General features: G+C 65.1%; 16 protein-coding genes. 5 read left to right on the forward strand and 11 right to left on the reverse strand.

Annotated features, from left to right (window positions below; all coding sequences use genetic code 11):
* Positions 1–91: 91 nt before the first annotated feature.
* Genes narI through A4H34_RS05580 form a run of 5 tightly spaced genes read right to left on the reverse strand, consistent with a single transcriptional unit; the run spans position 92 to position 7,810 of the window.
* On the reverse strand, positions 92–811 hold the full coding sequence (gene narI / locus A4H34_RS05560; protein WP_009199163.1) for a respiratory nitrate reductase subunit gamma: 720 nt from the start codon (positions 809–811) through the stop codon (positions 92–94).
* Positions 808–1,494: a nitrate reductase molybdenum cofactor assembly chaperone gene (gene narJ / locus A4H34_RS05565; protein WP_064231327.1), complete on the reverse strand. Its 687-nt coding sequence runs from the start codon at positions 1,492–1,494 to the stop codon at positions 808–810. Before narJ ends, narI begins: the two co-directional genes overlap by 4 nt.
* Complete coding sequence (narH, locus tag A4H34_RS05570; RefSeq protein WP_009199161.1) at positions 1,491–3,026, reverse strand: nitrate reductase subunit beta; 1,536 nt, start codon at positions 3,024–3,026, stop codon at positions 1,491–1,493. Before narH ends, narJ begins: the two co-directional genes overlap by 4 nt.
* Positions 3,026–6,490, reverse strand: coding sequence for a nitrate reductase subunit alpha (locus A4H34_RS05575; RefSeq protein WP_064231328.1), 3,465 nt, complete (start codon positions 6,488–6,490; stop codon positions 3,026–3,028). The genes narH and A4H34_RS05575 overlap by 1 nt, the downstream gene beginning before the upstream one ends.
* Before the next feature lie 12 nt (positions 6,491–6,502).
* The gene (locus tag A4H34_RS05580) at positions 6,503–7,810 is read right to left on the reverse strand and encodes an MFS transporter (protein ID WP_197480427.1); all 1,308 of its coding nucleotides are present in this window, start codon (positions 7,808–7,810) and stop codon (positions 6,503–6,505) included.
* Between the two features lie 277 nt (positions 7,811–8,087).
* Here A4H34_RS05580 and mobA point away from each other — a divergent pair, with 277 nt between their 5' ends.
* Positions 8,088–8,810 carry a molybdenum cofactor guanylyltransferase gene (gene mobA, locus A4H34_RS05585; RefSeq protein ID WP_064231329.1) on the forward strand — a complete coding sequence of 241 codons (723 nt, stop codon included), beginning with the start codon at positions 8,088–8,090 and terminating at the stop codon, positions 8,808–8,810.
* Positions 8,811–8,813: 3 nt separating this feature from the next.
* On the opposite strand, the gene A4H34_RS05590 is transcribed toward mobA, so the two are convergent.
* Positions 8,814–9,317 (reverse strand): MogA/MoaB family molybdenum cofactor biosynthesis protein, encoded by a 504-nt coding sequence (locus tag A4H34_RS05590; protein WP_064231330.1) that lies wholly within the window; start codon positions 9,315–9,317, stop codon positions 8,814–8,816.
* Between the two features lie 267 nt (positions 9,318–9,584).
* Between A4H34_RS05590 and modA the strand changes: the two genes are divergently transcribed.
* The 3 genes from modA to guaB all read left to right on the forward strand — a co-directional run bounded on the left by modA (position 9,585) and on the right by guaB (position 14,005).
* Positions 9,585–10,403, forward strand: coding sequence for a molybdate ABC transporter substrate-binding protein (gene modA / locus A4H34_RS05595; RefSeq protein WP_064231331.1), 819 nt, complete (start codon positions 9,585–9,587; stop codon positions 10,401–10,403).
* A gap of 34 nt (positions 10,404–10,437) precedes the next feature.
* Positions 10,438–12,438 carry an ABC transporter permease gene (locus tag A4H34_RS05600; RefSeq protein WP_231870961.1) on the forward strand — a complete coding sequence of 667 codons (2,001 nt, stop codon included), beginning with the start codon at positions 10,438–10,440 and terminating at the stop codon, positions 12,436–12,438.
* Between the two features lie 64 nt (positions 12,439–12,502).
* On the forward strand, positions 12,503–14,005 hold the full coding sequence (gene guaB / locus A4H34_RS05605) for an IMP dehydrogenase (RefSeq protein ID WP_064231332.1): 1,503 nt from the start codon (positions 12,503–12,505) through the stop codon (positions 14,003–14,005).
* A gap of 11 nt (positions 14,006–14,016) precedes the next feature.
* Here guaB and A4H34_RS05610 read toward each other — a convergent pair whose 3' ends face one another.
* Positions 14,017–14,739: an exonuclease domain-containing protein gene (locus A4H34_RS05610; protein WP_064231333.1), complete on the reverse strand. Its 723-nt coding sequence runs from the start codon at positions 14,737–14,739 to the stop codon at positions 14,017–14,019.
* Positions 14,740–14,986: 247 nt separating this feature from the next.
* Here A4H34_RS05610 and A4H34_RS05615 point away from each other — a divergent pair, with 247 nt between their 5' ends.
* The gene (locus A4H34_RS05615; RefSeq protein ID WP_064231334.1) at positions 14,987–16,096 is read left to right on the forward strand and encodes a GuaB3 family IMP dehydrogenase-related protein; all 1,110 of its coding nucleotides are present in this window, start codon (positions 14,987–14,989) and stop codon (positions 16,094–16,096) included.
* Between the two features lie 129 nt (positions 16,097–16,225).
* Here the strand turns inward: A4H34_RS05615 and A4H34_RS05620 are convergent, their stop codons facing one another.
* The 4 genes from A4H34_RS05620 to A4H34_RS05635 all read right to left on the reverse strand — a co-directional run bounded on the left by A4H34_RS05620 (position 16,226) and on the right by A4H34_RS05635 (position 21,509).
* Positions 16,226–17,752: a polysaccharide deacetylase family protein gene (locus tag A4H34_RS05620; RefSeq protein WP_197480428.1), complete on the reverse strand. Its 1,527-nt coding sequence runs from the start codon at positions 17,750–17,752 to the stop codon at positions 16,226–16,228.
* Positions 17,753–17,781: 29 nt separating this feature from the next.
* Positions 17,782–18,231 carry a GNAT family N-acetyltransferase gene (locus tag A4H34_RS05625; RefSeq protein WP_009199146.1) on the reverse strand — a complete coding sequence of 150 codons (450 nt, stop codon included), beginning with the start codon at positions 18,229–18,231 and terminating at the stop codon, positions 17,782–17,784.
* Between the two features lie 177 nt (positions 18,232–18,408).
* Positions 18,409–20,598 (reverse strand): NAD(+) synthase, encoded by a 2,190-nt coding sequence (locus tag A4H34_RS05630; protein WP_064231336.1) that lies wholly within the window; start codon positions 20,596–20,598, stop codon positions 18,409–18,411.
* A gap of 83 nt (positions 20,599–20,681) precedes the next feature.
* Entirely contained in the window at positions 20,682–21,509 is an 828-nt protein-coding gene (locus tag A4H34_RS05635) for a TetR/AcrR family transcriptional regulator (protein WP_064231337.1), read from the reverse strand.
* Positions 21,510–21,752 lie beyond the last annotated feature (243 nt).

Raw genomic sequence — 21,752 nt, forward strand, 5'->3', positions numbered from 1 at the left:
GCATTCTACGCGCGCCGTCGCCGGCCGGCCGCGTGCTCGCAGCCAAGCCGGCCGCGCCTCGGGCTTCGCCGGCTCGGGCCTGCGTGCGAATTCACCAACCGCGCGGCCGGGAGACGGGCTTGGCGCGGTCGCGCGAACGATAAACCACCTGGGGCCGGGTCAGGTACCCGACGGGCGCGGACACCACGTGGACCAGCCGCGTGAAAGGCCAGACGCAAAAGAGCAGAAGGCCCGCCACGACGTGGAGCTTGAAAGCCATGGGGACGTCAAGCATGAGCTCGGGCTTCGGGCTGAACGTGAAGATCGAGCGGAACCACGGGCTGATCGTCTCGCGGTAGTCGTATCCCTCGTGCCCGCCGAAGATCTGCGAGCTGACCGTGGCGACCGTCCCCAAAACGATGGGAATCGTCAGAAGGACGTAGGTGACGATGTCGTTGCGGGTCGTGGCCAGCCGAACCGATTTGACGACGAAACGCCGGTAGATCAGGCCCGCCAGCCCCACGATCGTCATGAGGGCCGCGACGGAGCCGAGGACGGTGGCGCCGAGGTGGTACATGTGCTGGGAGACGCCGAAAGCCTCGGTCCACGAGGCAGGCACGGCCAGGCCGACGATGTGGCCTGCGGCCACGCACAGGACGCCGATGTGGAAAAGGGGGGAGGACCATCGCAAGATGGCCTTCTCGTTCCATTCCGAAGAGCGGCTAGTCCACCCGTACTGGTCGCTGCGGTAGCGCCAGACGAGGCCCGCCACAAGCAAGACGAACGACACGTATGGAAGCGCGACCCATAGAAGGGCGTCGAGAACAGTCATGGTTGCCGCCTTTCCTGCGACGTCGGGAAAGGGGTGGCGGTCAGATCGCCTATGCCCACGAGTTCGGTGGGCGGCCCCTGGCTGATGAGCTTTCGATAGCCTTCGATCGCTTCCGGGCTGGGCTCCGGAAGCGTAAGGACGAGTGCGTTGAGCAGATGCGCGTAGGGGGAGCGGGCGCTGCGCAGAGCCGTGCGAAGCACCTCGATTCCTTCTTGGTTTGCCCCCAGCAGGTCCTCGCCGACGCCGGATTCGTCGAGGGCGCAGAACTCCAAAACCACGGGAAGGTGGTCGGGAAGCTCCTTGCGGACGGGCACGAAGCCCGCGCGGGCCATAATCTCCTTGAAAGCGAGGATCGCTTGGCCGCGCCCTCGTGTGTCGCCCTGCGAATAGTAGGTCAGGGAGAGCGCGCAGCGTCTGCGCTGATCGAAGGTCTCGACGTAGAGGACTTGAAGGTCCCGCAGCCCCGTCTGCAAGGCCTGCGTGCAGAAGGCCTCCAGCTCTTCGGCCACCTCGTCCGGCAGAGCGTGCAGCTCGGCCCTGACCGCGGCGATCTCGCTTTCGAGGGCTTCGTCGGGGTAGTCGAGCAGCAGCGAGCACGCCATGCGTATGATCCGGGCCTGACCGGCGTCGACCCGTATGCGGCGTTTGCTCGGAATCCTTGGGATTCCCACGAATGTGCTCATCGGAGAACCTCGAGGGGGAGCATTCGCCGCCCGTCCGAACGGGTGGGGTTCATGCCCGGGCCGACCCCGTGGAACGCTTCGACGTCGTAGGAGACCGGGCAGCCTTCGAGCTCCGAAATCCCGCGGGGAAGCTCAGGGCTGGCCGTGGGTATGACGTACCTTTCGTCGTACTTGGCGATGGCCAGAAGCCTGTACATCTTTTGGATGGTCGCCCCGTCCATTCCCACCGAGGCGGCGATGCTCTCGTTGCCTTCGCGGCCCATGAACACGTCGCGCATGTAGGAGCGCATGGCCGCCAGGCGCCTGAGCGAGAGCTCGACGGGGGCGGTGTCGCCCGCGGTGAAGAGCCCGGCCAGATACTCCATGGGAATGCGCATTTGCGAGATCGCCGACAGCAGCACCCTGTGGTCTTCGCCGTCGTTGCCCGAGGCCGTGACGGCGTCGACGACGGGGCTGAGCGGCGGAACGTACCAGACCATCGGAAGCGTGCGGAACTCCGGATGGAGGGGAAGCGCCACGCCGTAGGTGGAAATGAGGTCCCAGACGGGCGATTCCTGGGCGGCGGTGATCCACGAATGCGGCACGCCGTTCATGTGCGCCTGCGCGACCACCTCGGGATCGCGGGGGTCGAGCAGGATCTCCTTCTGCGCCGGGAAAAGGTTGCGTTCGTCTTTCTGCGCGGCGGCCCACGTCACGCGATCGGCGTCGTAGAGGACGACGCCGAGGTAGCGCAGGCGGCCCACGCAGGTCTCCGAGCAGACCGTCGGCTGGCCCGCCTCCAGGCGCGGATAGCACAGCGTGCACTTTTCGGCTTTGCCGGAGTTGTGATTGAAGTAGACCTTCTTGTAGGGACAGGCCGAAACGCACATGCGCCACCCGCGGCAGGCGTCTTGGTCGACCAGGACGATGCCGTCCTCTGTCCTCTTGTACATCGCGCCCGAGGGGCAGGCCGAGACGCATGCCGGGTTAAGGCAGTGCTCGCAGATGCGCGGCAGGTAGAACATGAACGAGTCTTCGATGTTCTTGGCGACCGAGAGGTTCATCTGTTTGAGCGTCGGATCCGAGTCCAGCGTTTCCATGGAGCCGCCCAGATCGTCGTCCCAGTTCGGGCCCCACTCGACGGTGTCGATTTTCTCGCCCGTGATGCGCGATTTGGCGCGGGCCACGGGGATGTTCGCCGAACCGGCGGGGGCGGAGAGCAGCTTGTCGTACTCGTACGTCCACGGCTCGTAGTAGTCGTCCATTCCGGGCAGCGTCGGATTCGAGAAGATCTTCGCAAGGCTGGCCATGCGCCCGCCTTGGCGCAGCTGGAGCCTGCCCGACTTCGTCCTGCGCCAGCCGCCCTTCCAAGTTTCCTGGTCTTGCCAGGTGCGCGGATAGCCGACGCCGGGCCGCGTCTCGACGTTGTTGAACCACATGTACTCCGTGCCCTCGCGGTTCGTCCACGCCTGCTTGCAGGTGACCGAGCAGGTGTGGCACCCGATGCACTTGTCGAGGTTCATGACCATTGCGATCTGCGCCATGACCTTCATCAGAACTGCACCTCCTGGCTGCGGCGGCGGATCATTGTGACCTCGTCGCGCTGATTGCCCGTGGGCCCGTAATAATTGAACGCGAAGGAGAGCTGGGCGTACCCGCCGATGAGATGGGTCGGCTTGAGCAGGATTCGCGTCAGCGAATTGTGGGTTCCTCCTCGTCTGCCCGAGCGTTCGTTGAGCGGAGTGTTCATCGTCCGCTCCTGGGCGTGGTGCATGAACACGGTGCCCTCGGGCATGCGGTGGGAGACGACGGCCCTGGCCGAAACGATGCCGTTTCGGTTGTAAGCCTCGACCCATTCGTTGTCCTTGACGCCGATCTTCTCCGCGTCCTGGGGGCTCATCCAGATGGCTTGGCCTCCGCGCCCCAACGTCAACATGTGAGGATTGTCGAAATATTGGGAGTGGATCGCCCACTTGTTGTGGGGGGTGAGGTAGCGCACTGCGACTTCGGCCGTCCCCTCAGGCGAGATCCCCGTGGCGCCGATTTTGACGTCCCCGTACAAATGGTGGAGGTCCAAAGGAGGCCGGAAGATCGGCAGTGTCTCCCCGAGCTCTTGCATCCAATCGTGGTCGATGTAGAACTGCGGGCGCCCGGTCAGTGTGTGCCAGGGCTTGTTCCGTTCGACGTTTTGGACGAAGGCGCTGTACCTGCGCCCGCCGTGCTCGGAGCCCGACCACTCGGGCGAGGTGATGACGCTTCGCGGCTGGATCCGGGTGTCGTCGAAGCTGATTCTGCGTTCCTCGTCGCCGAGAGCCAAGTCCGCCATCTCGGTTCCCGTTCGTGCCTCCAGGCGCTTGAATCCCTGGTAGGCCAGCCGTCCGTTGGTCGTGCCCGACAGGCGCAGGACCGCGTCGGCGGGATTGGCGAATTCGTCGGGGGTGTCGTGGCTGAGCGGAGCCGCCAGCGCGTCGATCTGCGTTCCCAGATGCCTGGAAGCCATCTCGGAGACGAGATAGGCGAGGGTCTGGAAGGTCTCGAAATCGGTGCGGGCCTCCCACGGCGGGTCGACCGCCGCGTTGAACGAATGCATGAACGGGTGCATGTCCGTCGACGACAGGTCGTGCTTTTCGTACCAGGTCGCGGCGGGAAGGACGACGTCGGAGTGCAATGTGGTCGACGTGTTGCGGAAGTCGGCCGTCCACATGAGGTCGAGTTTGCCGTTGACGGGCTCCCTCCACGTCATCGAGGCCGGGCGTCGATCTCCTTCGAGTTCCACGGCATTGACGTCGTTGTTGGCGCCGATGAGGTGGCGAAGGAAGAACTCAGTTCCCTTGGCGGACGAACCCAGCAGGTTGGTGCGCCAATTGGCGAGGATGCGCGGCACGTTCTCGGCGGCGTCGGGGTCCTCCACGGCGAAGCGAAGCCTGCCTTCGCGCAGCTCGCGCGAAATGTATTCTCCGGGGGCCAGCCCGGCCTCTTTCGCTTCGCGTCCCAAAGCGAGCGGGGACTTGTTGAACGTCGGATAGCTCGGCATCCAGCCGCGCTGGGCGGACTCGACCAGGCAGTCGGCCGTGGTTTTGTCGTTGAGCGCGCCGGCGGCGGTGGGGCTCGCCATGAGCTTGACCTGCGCGCCGTCGTAACGCCACTGGCTGGTGGAAATGTAGTACCACCCTGTGGCGATCATCTGCCGCGCGGGGCGCTGCCAGTCCAGGGCGAAGGCGTAGTTCGCCCAGCCGGTGATGGGGCGGACCTTCTCCTGGCCGACGTAGTGCGCCCATCCGCCGCCGTTGACGCCCTGGGTTCCGCACATCGTCGTCAACGCGAGGAAGGTGCGGTAGATCGCGTCGGAATGGAAGTAGTGATTCGTCCCCGCGCCCATGAGGATCATCGAGCGCCCGCCGGATTCGAGGGCGTTGGCGGCGAATTCCCGGCCGATCTTGATGGCTGCGCCGGCGGGCACGCCCGTGAGCTCCTCCTGCCAGGCAGGCGTGCCGGGGGCGGTCGAGTCGCCGTAGCCGGAAGGCCACTGGCCCGGCAGCCCCTCGCGCCCCACGCCGTACTGCGCGAGCAGAAGGTCGAAGACGGTCGTGACCAGGCGGCCGCCGACTCTGCGGGCGGGAACTCCGCGGTACACGACGCCGGCCCCGATCGAATCCTGGCCCTCTTCGGCCGGGAGGTCGAATCGCGGCAACGCGACGAGGGCGGGCTCCCAGGCGTCGGTGTCCATGACCGACATCACGGGCTCGACGCCGTCGAGTTTCAGGTTCCAGTGCCCCGCGCCTTCTTCGCCGAAATGGTCGGCCAGCGTGCCGCCCGGATCCTTGAGCGCGCCGTCGGCCTCCATGACGAGCGGGCGGAAGTCGCTGTGCTCCGTGCGCTCGGCGGTTCCGGCGGGCGCAAGGTTCGCGGTGTAGAACTTGCCCGGAACATAGGTCTCCATGTGCGAGGGGCTCGCGTCGATCGCGTTGTCGAGCTGGATGAGGAACGGGCTGTCGGAGTAGCGCTTCATGTAGTCGATGAAGTACTGTTCGCGCCGAGCCAGGAAGAACTCCTTGAGAATGACGTGCCCCATGGCGATGGCCAGCGCGGCGTCGGTTCCGGGGTGGACTCTCAGCCAGTCGTCGGCGAACTTCGTGTTGTCGGCGAAATCGGGGGAGACCACCACTACTTTTTGCCCGTGGTAGCGGGCCTCGGCCATGAAGTGGGCGTCGGGCGTGCGCGTGAGCGGAACGTTCGACCCCCACATGATGAGGTACTGCGAGTTGAACCAGTCGCCTGATTCGGGGACGTCCGTCTGGTCGCCGAACATCTGCGGGCTCGCCGGGGGAAGATCGGCGTACCAGTCGTAGAAGGAGAGCATGGTTGCGCCGATGAGCTCGTGGAATCGCGAGCCCGCCCCGTAGGAGATCATCGACATCGCGGGGATGACCGAGAAGCCGGCGATGCGGTCCGGGCCGAATTCTTTGATCGTGTGGACGTACGAGGCTGCGACGATCTCCATCGCCTCTTCCCACGTCGTGCGCACCATTCCACCTGTTCCGCGGGCGGATTTGTAGGATTTGGCCTTGACGGCGTCGCCGACGACGTCGCCCCACGCCAAAACGGGGTCGCCCAGGCGGTCCTTGGCCTCGCGGTACATGTCCAACAGCACCCCGCGGACGTAGGGATACTTGATGCGCGTGGGAGAGTACTCGTACCAGGAGAATGCGGCGCCGCGGGGGCACCCGCGCGGCTCGTACTCGGGCATGTCGGGGCCGGTGGTCGGATAGTCGGTCTGCTGGGACTCCCACGTGACGATCCCGTCCTTGACGTAGATCTTCCACGAGCACGACCCCGTGCAGTTGACGCCGTGCGTCGAACGCACCACCTTGTCGTAGCTCCAACGCTGGCGGTAGAAGGAATCCGCCTGGCGTCCGCCCTCGAGGAAGAGCTGGCGGGCGTCGCCGCTCGCTTTGCCTCGCCTGAGCCACGAGCCCATCTTCAGGAGGGGGGAGCCAAGTGTCTCTTTGGATGTCATGGAAATCTCCGATCAGCCGGGGAAAGGCGCGCCCGGGCGGGCGTAGCGGATCCAGCAGAGTGCGGCGCATGCGACGCAGTACGCGGCGCACAGCCAGAACCACAGGCTTGCGGACATGGACGAGAGCGCGACGCCGACGATGAAGGGGCCGAGGCTGGCCACCGCCGCGGTGAAGCCGATCGCCCCGCCCGCCTGGCGTTTGGGCATAATCATCGGCATCTGCTTGAAGGTTCCAGCGTTGCCAATGCCGGAGAAGAAGAACATGAGGAGCATTGCCGTGAGGAAAATGGGGAATTGGCCGAGGTCCTTCGGTTCGAGGAAGAGCGCCGCCCAGCCGAGGGTGACGGCCATGCCCACCGCCGAGACGAAGGTCCAGATTGCGCCGCCGAACTTGTCGCACAGGGGGCCCCAGGCGAATCTCACGAGGGATCCGATGAGGGGGCCGAGGAAGGCGTAGCTCGCGCCCGCGGGTAGGCCCTCCATGCAGGCGAAGGCGCTGTCCTTGCCGTAATGCTGGTTGATGATGAGCGCGAACTGCGCGGCGAACCCGGAGAAGATCCCGAAAGTCATGACGTACATGGCGGTCATGACCCACGTGTTGGAGTTGGAGAAGATGTCGAGCTGCTGGCGGATGTTCGCCTTGACCGGAACGTCTTTGAGCAGCGTGAAGGCGAGGATCGCCGCCACGATCGTCCAGGGGACGAAGAAGATGGCCGCGTTGTGCACGTAGATGGAGCCGCTTGAACCCGACTGCGGGGCCACCCACGTCATCCCGAATAGGCTGAAGCCCATGAGCAGAGGGCCGACGAGCTGGATGACCGACATTCCCAGATTGCCGATGCCTGCCTGGATGCCGAGGGCCGTTCCCTGCAGGCGCTTGGGGAAGAAATAGCCTGTGGAGGGCATGTACCCCGAGAACGAGCCGCCGCCGATTCCGCAGGCGAAAGCCAGGGCAAGAAGCACCCCGTAGCTCGTGTTCGGATTCTGCACCGCCATGAACCAGCCGAGCATCGGAATGGCGTAGAGCAGCGAGCTGTAGCCGACGAGCTTGCGTGTGCCCACCAGGGGCGGGAGGAACATGTATGCGAGGCGGATGAGCCCGCAGGAGAGCCCCGGCATCGACGTCAGCCAGTAGAGCTGCCCCTTCGACAAATGGAAGCCGATGTCGTTGAGCTTCGGGGCGATGGCGCTGACGAGGAACCACACGCAAAACGCCATGATCATCGAGTAGGTGGTGATCGCGAGGGTTCGCCAGGCGATCTTCGAGTCCCAGGACTGTGAATCCTCTGGATTCCAGTCTGTGAGAACGGCGGATTTCATAGTGCTCCTCGCGGTCGTCCGTCATGGAAGATTTTAAAGATGGGAAAATCCGATGAATATGGGTAAAGCGTACCAAGTCCGCTGACCCGAGGTGGCGGCGCGACCTTCGAAGGGTCGGGCCCCTGCGTATCCGCTTCTCGGATGTTTCATTGAAAACTCACCGTTTTGCGGAGCTGCGACCCGCCGTCTCGAGCCTCGGATCGGAAATACGCGCGAAAAGTCTTACGTAAATCGAGGGTCGATTGCCAAGCCGACGTCGAGAGGGCATGATCGTCGCATGCCCCCCACGCATTGCATCGTCCTCGCCGGTGGCGAGGGAAGGCGCCTCGGCGGCGCGTCCAAGGCCGACGTCTCGATCGGGGGCCGCCGCCTGCTCGATCGCGTCGTGGCCGGCGTCCGCCCGTTCGTCTCCGGACGGATCGCCGCGGTGGCGCCCGACTCGGTCGATGTTCCGCCCGGAGTGCTCAGAACTTTGGAAGATCCTCCAGCGGGGGGTCCGCTCGCCGGGATCGACGCGGGGCTCAAGGCGCTCGGCGCGTCGGCGGCCTCGACTCGTGCGGCGGCGGCTCCGGCCGACTCGCCGCGGGGCGCGCCGGGGTCGGCCGCGCTTGCGGACGGGTCCGCGGGGGAGCCATCGGCCGCGGCACAAGACATGGTTTTCGTTTTCGCCGTCGACACGCCGCAGGCGGGGACCCTGGCGCCGAGGCTGGTTGCAGCCGCCCGCGGCCGCGACGGCGCCGTCGTCGTCGGCGGGGAGCCGCCCTTTCGCCAGTGCCTTCAGGCGATCTATCGAATCGAAGCCTTGCGGGCCGCGATTGAGGAGGACGGAGGTCCTCGGAACAAGGGCGTGCGTCGGACGCTGGCCGGCTTGGACCTCGCCGAAGTTCCGTCCTCGGCCGACGAATGCCGCGACGTCGACACGCCGGAGGACGTGTCGTGGTGGTCAAAAGCCCTCGGCTCGGCCGACTCGGGCGTTGCGCTCCGAGGCTCGGGCCCCTGAGCGTCAGACTTCGTTGAGCTGGGCCAGGATATGGGGCACGAGAGGTTCGACGACGTCGAGGGTGTCCTGCGCTCCGCCGGAGGACCCGGGGGAGACGACGATGAGGGCGCCCGTGCGGTTGCGGGCGCTGACTCCGACCACTTCGCGGGACAGCGAGGCGAGAGGGGTCTTGGCCAGCCCGTGGGCGCGAATCTGCTCGGCGATTCCGGGGATCTCGACGTCGATGAAGGCGCGCGCCGCCTCCGGCGCGTCGTTCCCCTCGCGAAAACCGGATCCCCCGAGGATGAGGACGAGGCGGTCGCCGCGTCGCAAGGCCTCCGCTATCTCCTTTTCGATGTCGGATCGGTTTTCCGCGACGACGCGCAGCCGAGGCTCGGGCATGCCGAGGCCCGCGAGGCGTCGGACGCAGCCAGGCCCGGCTTTGTCCTCTTTCTCGCCCGAAAGGACGCGGTCGTTCACGACGACGACGGTCGAACGGACGCTGTCGGGACTCCACTCGGGGGACATGAAACCTCCTCGGCTCGGCGGCTGTTTGGCGACTGCGGGTCTGCGGCCATCATAGGGCTTCGCGAAACGGGCCTTCGCGCGCGAAGGCCGCTCGCCTCGCCTGCCAGTTCGGCTGCGTCGCCGATTAGTTTGGCCGCTTTTCTCAGCTTTCAAGCGCTTTTTTATTTTGAATGGGAAAAACCAAATAAAATATTGTGTAGTCTACGCAATAGATTCGCAGTCGGATTGAAAGGCGTCCGAGACACACCGATTGGAACGGAGAACAACATGCATCGACGCATCGCGGCGGTCTTTGGCGCGGCACTGCTCTTCTTGTCCGCATGCAGCGACGACGCCGCTTCGAACTCGACTGGTTCCCCGTCCGGCGGCGCATCGGGAAAGGCGGCCAAGGTCAACGTGTTCGCGGCGGCCTCCCTCAAGGAGTCCTTCGGGGAGATGGAGAAGAAGTTCGAATCGGCGCATCCCGACGTCGACCTCGTCTTCAACTTCGCCGGCTCTCAGGAACTCGTCGAACAAATCAATTCCGGCGCCCCGGCCGACGTCGTCGCCACGGCCAACACGACGACGATGGACGCGCTCAAGTCCGGCGGCAAGGTCGCAGACACGAAGATTTTCGCTTCGAACACCCTCGTCCTCATCACGCCCAAAGGGAATCCCGCGAAGGTCACAGGCCTCAATTCGTCCCTGGACAAGGCCAAGCTTGTCATCTGCACTCCCAAGGCGTCCGCGGGCGGCAAGACGGTGCCGTGCGGAACCGCGACCGCCGAGCTCGTCAAGAAGCTCGGCGTGAAGCTCAACCCCGTTTCGGAAGAGCAGAAGGTGACGGACGTTCGCAGCAAGGTGATATCGGGCGAGGCCGACGCAGGCATCGTCTATCGCACGGACGCCGTCGCCGGCGGCAAAGAGGTCGAAACGATCGAGATTCCCGGCGCCGACAAGATTGTCAACGACTACCCGGTCGGAGTGGTCAAGGCTTCTAAGAACTCGTCCAAGGCCAAGGCTTTTGCCGAGTATGTGACGTCGCGGGAGGGGCAGGCGACGCTCAAGAAGCACGGCTTCAACGAGGCCGGGGCCGGTGGGCGTTAGGCGTTCTCGCACCCCGAGGCGGCGTGCGAGGCGCGTGAACGTCTCACCCTTGCCTTGGTGGCTCGTTCTCTTTGCGTCGGCCAGCGCCGCGTATCTCGTTCTCCCTCTCGTTTTCATGGGATCGAGGGTGCCGTGGGACCAGTTCCCCGCGGTGCTTTCAAGCGACGAGGCGGCGGACGCCCTCTCGTTGAGCCTGAAGACGTGCGCCGCAGCCTTGGCGATCGACCTGGTCTTGGGCGTTCCCCTTGCCGTGGCTCTTTCGAGAGACTGGCGGGGCGTCGGCGTTCTGCGAGTGCTCGTCGCGCTCCCGCTCGCCCTTCCGCCGGTTGTCGCAGGCATCGCCTTGGTCGCCGCTTTCGGCCGAAGAGGCGTGCTCGGCTCGCAGCTGGAGGCTTTCGGCGTGACCGTCGCCTTCACGACGGCGGCGGTCGTCCTGGCCCAAGTGTTTGTCTCCCTTCCATTTCTGGTCGTCACTGTCGAAGCGGCGCTCAGGTCGCGCCCGCGTGGCTTGGAGGAGACGGCCGCGAGCCTGGGCGCCCGGCCCACGCGCGTGCTTGCTAGCGTCACCCTTCCCATGGTCGTTCCGGGTGTGGCGCGCGGCGCGGCACTCGCGTTGGCGCGGTGCCTCGGGGAGTTCGGCGCCACGTTGACTTTCGCCGGATCGCTCCAGGGAATCACGCGCACGCTTCCGATCCAGGTCTATCTGGCGCGCGAGTCGGCGGACAAGACGGATCTGGTCCTCGGCATCATCCTCGTGGGCGTCGCGGCCCTCGTCGTCGCCGCCACCGAGATGCCCGCCAGAGGCAGGAGGCGCGTGCGCGAGGAGGAAGGCCTCGACGACGGAGGCGGCCCCGACGCCGTCGACGCTCCGCAATCCGTTCAGCACGTTGAGGAGAAGGCGGCTGTTCCCCTTCGCGTCGAGGGGAAGGTCGTCGAACGCGGATGGGATGTTTCCATCGAGGTCGGAGCGGGCGAGGTCCTCGCGGTCATGGGCCACAACGGGGCGGGAAAGTCGACGCTCGCCGAGGTCCTCTCCGGCTCTCTCGCGCTAGACTCCGGCACGGTGCAAATTGGAAACCTCACCGCGGACGCCGCCGGAGCCTTCATTCCGCCACGGGGGCGCGGCGTGGCAATGGTCAGCCAGAATCCCCGGATATTCGAACACATGACGGTGTTGGCGAATGTCGCCTTCCCCCTCGTGTGCCGCGGATTCCCGCGCGCCCAGGCGCGGCGGCTCGCCCGCGGGCAACTGAGGAAGGTCGGCTGCGAGCGGCTCGCCGCACGCCGCGGCGGCCAACTTTCGGGAGGCCAGGCGGCCCGCGTCGCGCTCGCCCGGGCGCTTGTCTTCTCGCCCCGCCTGCTCATCCTCGACGAGCCCACGGCCGCCCTCGACGTCGAAGCGAGTTCGCGAGTGGGGGCGATCCTCGTCGATCGGCTGAAATCGGACGGGACGACAACCGTTCTCGTGACCCACGACGTGGCCGAGGCCGTTGAGCTGGGCACGCGCATGATAGTGCTGGAACGCGGAAGGGTCGTCGAGGACGGCTCGCCGGCCGAGGTTCTCGCCCGTCCGGTCAGCGCTTTTGGAGCGAGCCTCGCCGGGCTCAACGCCGTCGCGGGAGTCTTGAGGATCGACGGGGACGGGCTTCCGTCGATCGACGTCGGCGGCGGGCAAGAGCTCACGGCCGCAGAAGCGTCCGGGATCGCCGCAGGGCAGCCGGTGACGTTCATGTTCGCGCCGGAGGCGGTCGCCCTCTCTTCCGGGAAGGTCGTCGGCTCGGCGCGGTCGTCTTTGCCGGCGACGGTCGAAAGGGTGAGCACTGCGGGAGGGCTCGTCACCGTCCGACTTCGCTTTCCAAACCGGACGCCCTTCAACGCGAGGATCACCCCGGCGGCGCTCGCCGAGCTGGCGCTCGCGCCCGGCGACGAAGCGGTCGCCACGGTCAAAGCCACCCAAGTACGCGCGGTGGGCGCGGGGCGCAGCGTTTCGACCGCGGCGCGCGGCCGTCCCGCGGAGGCGGACACACTCACGTGAGGCAATGGACACGCTCACACGAATACGCGCGGCGTCGCATCCTTTCACACCGTAAAATTGCGCCATGAGCACTCGCGATCCCTTTGAATTCGTTGGTTTGACGTATGACGACGTCCTTTTGCTCCCACGTGAAACCGACGTCATCCCCTCCGAGGTGGACACTGCGAGCCGCCTGACCCGCAAGCTCTCGCTCAAAACGCCTCTTGTTTCGGCCGCGATGGACACCGTGACCGAGTCCCGGATGGCCATCGCGATGGCCCGCCAGGGCGGAATCGGAATCATCCACCGCAACCTTTCCGTCGTCGCCCAGGCCGAGCAGGTTCGCCAGGTCAAGCGCTCCGAATCCGGCATGGTCCACGATCCGGCGACGATCGGCCCCGAGGCGACGATCGCCGAGCTGGACGCGCTGTGCGCGAAGTACCGCATATCGGGCTTGCCCGTCGTCGACGGGGACGACAAGCTCCTGGGAATCATCACCAACCGCGATCTGCGCTTCATCCCCGAAAGCGAGTTCGCCGCGCGCACCGTTCGCGAGACGATGACCCCGATGCCTCTCGTGACCGCCGGAAAGGACGTTTCCCAGGAGGAGGCGGCGCGCCTTTTGGCCCAGCACAAGATCGAAAAGCTTCCGCTCATAGACGGCGAGGGCAGGTTGACCGGCCTCATCACGGTCAAGGACTTCGTCAAAACGCAGCAGTATCCGAATGCTTCAAAGGACGCGGGCGGCCGCCTGCTCGTCGGGGCCGGGGTCGGCTACCTCTCCGACTCCTGGGAGCGCGCAGGCGCCCTCGCCGAGGAGGGAGTCGACGTGCTCGTCATCGACTCGGCGAACGGGGAGGCGAAGCTGGCTCTCGACATGATTCGGCGGCTCCGATCGGATTCGGCTTTCGACGACGTCGAGATCGTCGGCGGAAACGTCGCGACGCGGGAAGGCGCACAGGCTCTCATCGACGCCGGCGTGGACGCCGTGAAGGTCGGCGTGGGGCCGGGGTCGATTTGCACCACGCGCGTTGTGGCCGGCGTCGGCGTCCCTCAGGTGACGGCGGTCTACGAGTCTTCCAAAGCCTGCGGCCCTGCCGGCATTCCGCTCATCGCCGACGGGGGCCTCCAGTATTCGGGCGACATCGGCAAGGCCATCGTGGCCGGCGCCGACGTCGTGATGCTCGGCTCCCTCCTGGCGGGGTGCGAAGAGACGCCCGGCGAGATCGTCTTCGTCAACGGCAAGCAGTTCAAGCACTATCGGGGAATGGGCTCGCTCGGCGCAATGTCCTCGCGTGGCAAGCGCTCCTATTCGAAAGACCGTTATTTCCAAAGCGACGTCTCGTCCGACGACAAGATCATCCCGGAGGGGATCGAGGGGCAGGTGCCCTTCCGAGGAACCCTTCCCTCCGTTCTCGGCACGCTTTTGGGCGGCCTGCATCAGACGATGTTCTACACGGGCTCCAGAACGATTCCCGAGCTCAAGGAAAACGGCCGCTTTGTGCGAATCACGTCCGCGGGCCTGCGCGAGTCGCATCCGCACGACGTCCAGATGACCGTCGAGGCGCCGAACTACTCCGGCCGCTGACAGCCCTCCTGTCAGCCGCGAGGCTCGGCGACCGGCCAATCGAAGGAGTCCGTGAATTCACGCCCCCTTTCAGCGGCCTTGCGCGCGAGAAAGGCCATGAAATCGGCGTGCGTTTCGCATTCCCTTTCCTGTATGGCCTCCAATTCGGCGCGCGCGAGTTCCGGGAATTTGCGGACTATCGCGGCCAGCAGACGCAGCGTGGCCAGAACGTCGGCTTCGGCATTGTGGAAATCGTCCTCGGCATGGACGCCGTAATGGCGGCAGAGGTCCTCAAGCCGCCTTTTGCCCTTGCGATATCGGTCGGCCGAGCGGTCGAGCAGGTACGGGTCGACGACGGGGAAGACTTCGCCGCCCAGCCTCTCGGCCAAGGTCGGCAGCCCGTGTCTGTCCAATTCGCTCTCTAGGAGGGTGAAATCGTAGGTCGCGTTGAAGGCGACCGCCGGATGCCCGCGTCCCATGTGCTCGGCCAAGAGGGCTGCGACTTCTTCGAGAACCTCCTTCGAGGGCCTGCCTTCGGCGCGCGCCCGCTCCGTCGTGATCCCGTGCACCGCGCTTGCCCGTTCGGGTATCTCGACGCCGGGATCGGCGAGCCAGTAGCGTTTCGACACCCCCTCCTCCGTCACGGCGACGAGCGAGCAAGTCACGAGGCGGTCCCGCTTCGGATCTATTCCCGTCGTCTCCGTGTCGAAGCCGATCACCGGCGAGGAGGTCCACATTGCGTTCTCTTCGTCCATGGCTTCATGGTATCGGCGGGGACCGACGCTTTTCCGCCTTTACGCGTAGGCTCGCCAGCGGCGGGCATGCCGTTTTGCGGGCAATCGCTGCGGCGCACTGCAGGCAGATCGGCGCGGCTCCTGGTCGGCGGCGGGCCCGCAGCTTCGCCGACGGTCGGCCTGCCGCTCCGCGGGTCGGCGCCCCGCCGGATAACACGCGACCTGACCGGACGGCTGACTCGCACAGGCGGCGCGGTAGGCTTGAGATGTGAGCGAGATCGAGATAGGACGGGGAAAGAGGGCGCGTCGCGCCTACACGCTGGACGACGTCGCCGTCGTCCCAAGAAGACGCACTCGCGATGCCGACGAGGTCTCGACCTCCTGGCAGTTCGACGCCTATCACCTGGACGTTCCGGTTCTTTCGGCGCCCATGGATTCGGTTTCCTCCCCAGCCACGGCAATCGAGATCGGAAGGCTCGGCGGCGTGGGGGTCCTCGACCTGGAGGGCTTGTGGACGCGTTACGAGGATCCGACGGAGGAGTTCGCCCGAATCGCCCGGGCCGATCCCGAAGAGGCCACATCCTTGTTTCAGCGCCTCTATTCGGCACCCGTCAAACGAGACCTCATCTTTTCCCGGCTAGCCGAAATCCGCTCTGCGGGGGTCCCCGTCGCCGGGGCGCTTTCGCCCGGACGCACGCAGGATCTGTGGAAGACGGTCGTCGATGCGGGAGTGGACCTTTTCGTCATCCGCGGCACGACGGTTTCCGCCGAGCACGTCTCCGCTTCCCGGGAGCCGCTCAATCTCAAGCGTTTCATCTATGAACTGGAGGTTCCCGTCCTGGTCGGCGGCGCCGTGACCTACACCGGCGCGCTCCATCTCATGCGCACCGGCGCGGCGGGCGTGCTCGCCGGATACGGGGGAGGCGCCGCCTCCGCGACCCGCCGAACGGTGGGGATAGCCGCCCCCATGGCCACCGCCATCGCCGACATCGCCGCGGCGCGCAGGGATTACCTCGACGAATCGGGCGGACGTTACGTCCACGTCATCGCCGACGGGTCGGTTTCGACCTCCGGCGACCTCGTGAAGGCGATAGCCTGCGGGGCCGACGCCGTCATGCTCGGCACGGCCTTGGCCAGGGCGGTGGAGGCTCCCGGCCGCGGATGGCATTGGGGCCCCGAGGCCTGGCATGGCACGCTCCCCAGAGGCGGGCGGGTCGAGGTCGCCACGGTCGGGAGCCTCTGCGACATCCTTGACGGCCCGTCCCATCAGGCCTCCGGTTTCACCAATTTCATGGGGGCGCTGCGCCACGCGATGGCCGCCAACGGATACCTCGACCTCAAGGAGTTCCAACGGGCGGAGTTGGTCGTAACGGCATAACGTCCGAGGCCTGCGACGGCCTAAGACCGGCGTCGAAAATCCCGTTTCCACCCTCAGACGGCGAAAAGCCGACCGCCGAAGGAGCGGCTTTCTACTCGCTTCGGCGGTCGGCTTTTCGCAGACGTCGGTCTACTTGACGTTGCGCTGGCTGAAGATCCTGTGCCCGATGTAGGGAGTCATGTCGTCTCCCATCAGCTGAGGAACCGTCACCAGGGTGTATCCCTTTGCCTTGAGCTGGTCGATCAGCCCGGGGACGGCATCGACCGAGCTGGCGTGGATGTCGTGCATGAGAATGACCGAACCGGGCCTGGCTCCTGCGAGTGCGCGCTGCGTCGTGACCGCCGCATTCTTGTTCTTCCAGTCCTCGGTGTCCACGTCCCACCTTGTCTCAGCCATGCCGTTCTCGCCGATTGCCTTGAGGACGTCCGCGTTCGACGAACCGTACGGGGGCCTCATAAGCACGGGCGCCGGCGCCCCGGCTTCGACGATCGAGTTGGAGGTGTTCTTGAGCTGCTTGCGGAGCTCTTCGGGCGTGAGCTTCGTCAGCTGGGGGTGGTCCCATGAGTGATTGCCGACGGAATGGCCCTCGGCGGCTTCCTTCTTGACGAGGTCCGGGCGGGCCTTCACGTTCTTGCCTATGGTGAAGAAGGTCGCGCGCACGCCCTTTTCCCTCAGCGCCGCGAGCAGTCTGTCGGTCTGGTCGCCGGGGCCGTCGTCGAAGGTCAGCGCCACGCAGGAGGCAACCCTGCAATCGACGTCGGGCTTTGGAATCGGCTTGCTTTCGGGCTTTGGAATGGGGACGGGATTGGCCTTCTGCATTATTCCCGAGCGGAGCTTCTTTCCTTCCTCGGTCAGAAGCTTTTCCACGTCGCGGCTCGCCACTCGATAGGAATCGAAGCCATTCTTTTCGTCGTTGGGGGCTCTAAGCACAAGGGACCCGTCGCTTTGGAAGAAGACGCCCGCGGAGCCCATGCCGTTTTGAGAATCGGAAGAGGCCGACGGGGCCGGCGCCGACGTCGAAGAAGCCGATGCCGACTGCGTCGCGACCGGCGTGGAATCCGAGGTCGGCGTCGCCGTCGGAGAGTCGGAATTCGGCTTCAAAACGCGCTTTATCGACATGCTCACCGACGTGTCGGGCGAAAGGGAGTCGAGAGCGTGCACAACCTTGTTCTTTCCCGATTGGGTGAGCAAATCCTGCGACTGCCTGACGGACTTGTCGCTCATGTCGAGGTACCAAATCTGGGTCGAAACGGCCTTCTTGCCCTGGACGTGCCGCGTCGAATCAACGGCGAAGCAGACGATCGTTCCGCTGGCGCCGCAAACCCCGGGCGACATCGTCAGATATTCCTTGGCCGACGGTCGAGACAGCTTCCTTTGCTCCTCCACGGCCCAAAGATTGACCTTTGACGCCAAGACGTCCGGATTCGCCACGCGAACGAGCGAGCTGTGAGGCGCCGTAGCACTCTTTTCCGTTCCGACATCCAACCCCTCGACTGTTTCTGGGCCGTCGAACGAAACCGGACGCACTTTGGCGATTGAAATGGCCTTTTCTGTCGGGCGCGTCGTCGCAGAAGCCGCATGCGTCTGACTGCTGGCCGCGCACGAGGCGATGGACAAGCACACCAAGCCCACCGCTATGTTCTTATGTGAACGCATCTTCACTCCATTGTCTTCTTTTGATGCTTTTAGCCGCCGTAGCGGTAGACATTCGTCTGCCTTGCCGTGAATCCGGACCTCACATAGAGGCGGTTTGCGGCTTCGCGAGACGGACGCGAGGTGAGATCGACGGATTTCGCGCCGATTTGTTTGGCGTGAGCAATGGCAGCCTCGACAAGGGCCCGTCCCGCCCCCTGTCCGCGGGCGGCGGAATCGACGACGACGTCTTCGATCCACGCGCGCTTGCCCGTGGGAATGACGAATGTGGCGAGGGTGAGCATCCCCAGGATCCGAAGCGAATCGTCCTCGGCACCTGTCGGCACGCCTTCATAGACGAACAGATAGGTCGCCGGTTGGGAGAGGAATTCGTCGAGCTGCTCGTCGTTCAGCGGGGGAGCGGACGAGGACAGCTGCGGGATCAGCCCATTGACTGCCTCCAGCAGGCCAGGTTCTGCCTCGGCCACAAGCTTGACGGGCATGTGCCTTCCTTTCGATTGTTTCTCTTTCAATGTTTTTGCGCGATAAACGTCTGACTGAGACTTTACGTCAAGGCGGCCCCGATATCGATATTCGATGCGGGAGAGTTGCGCATCCCATTCGGGGAAGGGGAGGAAGCCCCCTCTCCGGCGACTGCCCGCCCCTCCTCCTGCGCGCAGTCACGGATGCGCTGGCCTCTCGCTGTCTGGGATCGCCGCCATTTCAGCCAGCCAGGCCCGTGCCGCGGCGTCGGAGGGCATGCGCCAGTCGCCGCGGGGAGAGAGCGTCCCTCCCGCGCTGACCTTCGGGCCGTTCGGCAGCGTCGAACGCTTGAACTGGTTCGAGAAGAATCGCTTGTAGAAGACTTCCATCCACTCTTTTATCTCCCCGATTCCATAGCTGCGACGATCGGCCTCGGCTATGCCCTCCGGCCACGCTCCCTCGTCGGCGTCGCGCCACGAGTGCCAGGCGTAGAAAGCGATCTTCGAGGGGGCTAGCCCCCGGCGCAGAACGTAGAAGAGGGTGAAATCTTGGAGCTCGTAAGGGCCGATGACGGCCTGCGTCGACTGGATCTGCTCTCCGTCTTTGGCGGGGACGAGTTCGGGCGAAATCTCCGTGTCGAGAATGGAGCGCAGCGTGGCAGCGACGGAATCGTCGAACTGCCGGGACGATGTCACCCAGCGGACGAGGTGCTGTATGAGGGTTTTGGGGACGCCGGCGTTGACGTTGTAATGGCTCATGTGGTCGCCGACGCCGAACGTGCACCATCCGAGCGCGAGCTCGGACAAGTCGCCCGTTCCCAGGACGATGCCGCCGTTCGCGTTCGCCAGACGGAAGAGATAGTCGGTTCGCAAGCCCGCCTGGACGTTCTCGAAGGCGACGTCGTAGACTTCCTCGCCCCGCCCGAAGGGGTGGCCCATGTCTTTGAGCATTTGCAGGGCGGCGGGGCGAATGTCGATTTCCGAGAAAGTCACGCCCAGGCTTTTGCCCAGGGCGCGGGCGTTGGCCTTCGTCTTTTCAGAGGTAGCGAATCCGGGAAGGGTGTAGGCCAGGATGTCCTCCCGCGGCCTGCCCAGCTTGTCCATCGCCTTGGCCGCGACGATGAGCGCGTGGGTTGAGTCGAGGCCGCCGGAGACTCCGATGACGATCTTTGGCCGGCCGATCGCCCGGAGCCGCTGGCACAGAGCGGAGACTTGGATGTTGTAGGCCTCGTAGCAGTCCTGGTGGAGCCTCGCGCTGTCCTCGGGGACGAAGGGGAACCGATGGACGGGGCGCATGAAGCCGACGTCGTCGGCGGTCGGGGAAAGGGTGAAATGCACCGTCCGGAAGGCGTCCCGATAGCGCTTCGCCTCGTCGCGCCAAGGGTCGTCGCGCCGTCCGATTCCCAGTGCGCGCCTGTTGTCGTCGAAGCTTCCCTGACGCTGCCTCTCCTGGCGAAGGAGGTCGAGGTCGACGTCGGCGATCGTAGCGTGCAGCCCCGTCGCGAAATGCGGCCCCGAGGCAAGCTTTCTTCCGAGCTCGTAAATCGCCGTTTGACCGTCCCAGGCAAGGTCGGTCGAGCTTTCGCCCTCGCCGTTGGCGGCGTAAACGTAGGCGGCGTTGCAACGAGAAGACGCCGATTGGATGAGCAGCTCGCGATCGGAGGCCCGCCCCACCGTAATGGGCGAGCCGGACAGGTTCAACAAGAGTGAAGCGCCCGCCAGTGCGGCCCGCGCCGACGGCGGGACGGGAACCCACATGTCCTCGCAGACCTCGACGTGGAACGTCAGCCCTCGCACGTCCTCCGCCTCGAAAAGAAGGTCGGGTCCGAAGGGCACGGTTTCGGGAGGGACGCCGTACAAGGCGAGGCTGTCCGACGCCGCGAAGTCGCCTCCCACCTCGTCCGCGGCGAGCGTCGCGTCGATGACGGTGACCCCCGGCAGAGCGATCCTCTCGCCGGCGCACTCCTCGCCGGATGCGAAATGCCGCTTCTCGTAAAACTCGCGGTAGTCGGGAAGGTAGGACTTCGGAACGACCCCTAGGACGTGGCCGCGATGGATGACGGCTGCGCAGTTGAATACGCGGCCGCGGTGGACGAGGGGCGCGCCGACGACGATCACGGAGGCGATTGCGACGGAGGCCGCCCGAAGGTCTTCGAGCGCTTCGAGGGTGGCGTCAAGCAGCACGTCTTGGAGCAGAAGGTCCTCGATTGAGTATCCGGTCAGCCCGAGCTCCGGGAAGACTGCGACGGCCACGCCCTTTTCGGAGCATTCGCGAGCCAGCTCGGCCGTCCGCCGGGCGTTTTCGCGCGGATCGCCGATGGCGACGGGAAGCGTGCAGGCCGCTGTCCGGGCGAAACCGTGGGAGTAGATCGAGTAGAAGTTCTGCATGATACAAGTCTGCCAGACGGATCCGATGCAAAAGATCCGACGCCGAGGCGAGACGCTGAGTCAGGGCGGCCCTCAAGGGCGGCCTAGAATGGCCAGCTCCTCGGATCCTGAGGAAAAGAAGGGTCTTCGGGGAGCATGAGGTCCTCTCGCGGTATCCGCTCCCGGAACGTTTGGGCGAACTGCCGGGGCTCCGGCTCGTGCGCGTTCGGCGTAGACTGCTGCGGAGATTGGCCAAGACCTTGCGGCGGAGCCGGCTCGTGCGGATGCTGCGGGCTCTGGGAAGAGAGCGAAGCAGGCGAGGCGGAAGGCGAAAGCGTCTGCTTCTCGAAGGAGGCCGGCATCGGAGGGACGGAGGATTCGATCGACGGGAAATCCGGGGGGAAAATCTCGGGTGTGAAAAGATACTGGAGACAGACGCTGTAGAAAGCGGCAGAATCCTCGATCGAGGCCGAGGCCACCGGCTCTATGCCGGCGACGTATCGATTGAGGAGGGCGCCAATGATGAGTCCGACGCCGGAGGCGGCCCGCAGGCGCCTGTCGGGTCCGCCGAGCATCTTGGACACCGGGGTCACAACGGTTTCGTCGATCCACGTCCTGAAAACGTACATCGTCTCCTCCGAGCTGAGGAGCTGATGGATGAGGACCCGAGCGGCGTGATTGGCGTTCGTCTCCTCCCAGAGGGTGAAGATGACCCTGAAAACTCTCGATCCCGCGCCTTCAAGGGGCGTCATCTCTTTGAGGGCGGCCGCCACGGGGTCGGCCGGCAGCGACATCGCTGCGCGCAAAAGACCCGATTTTCCGCCAAAATAATATGAGACGAGGCTGGGGTCGACACCCGCCTCCTCGGCGATGCCGCGCACGGTGACAGAATTGAACTCGCGGGTGGAGAACTGCTCACGGGCAACCTCCATAAGGCGCGATCGTATTTCTCCGCGCACTCCTCGAGGTCCTCGAGCTACCCGCCGTGCCATACCTTTACTTTGCGTCGTATTTTTACAAAAAGTGAGGGTCGTTAGTCCTAAATGACGCATTAAGGTGATGAATTTCAAAATTTTGTGAGGGGTAGTAAATAACAAAATCTAAATTCTGCACTTCTATTTCAGTTATAATTAAAAGTATTTTAACGTTGCCGAAAGCGGTCGTGCGTTTGCGGG

The organism is Peptidiphaga gingivicola, from assembly GCF_001652275.1.
In the GTDB taxonomy this organism is placed as follows: domain Bacteria; phylum Actinomycetota; class Actinomycetes; order Actinomycetales; family Actinomycetaceae; genus Peptidiphaga; species Peptidiphaga gingivicola.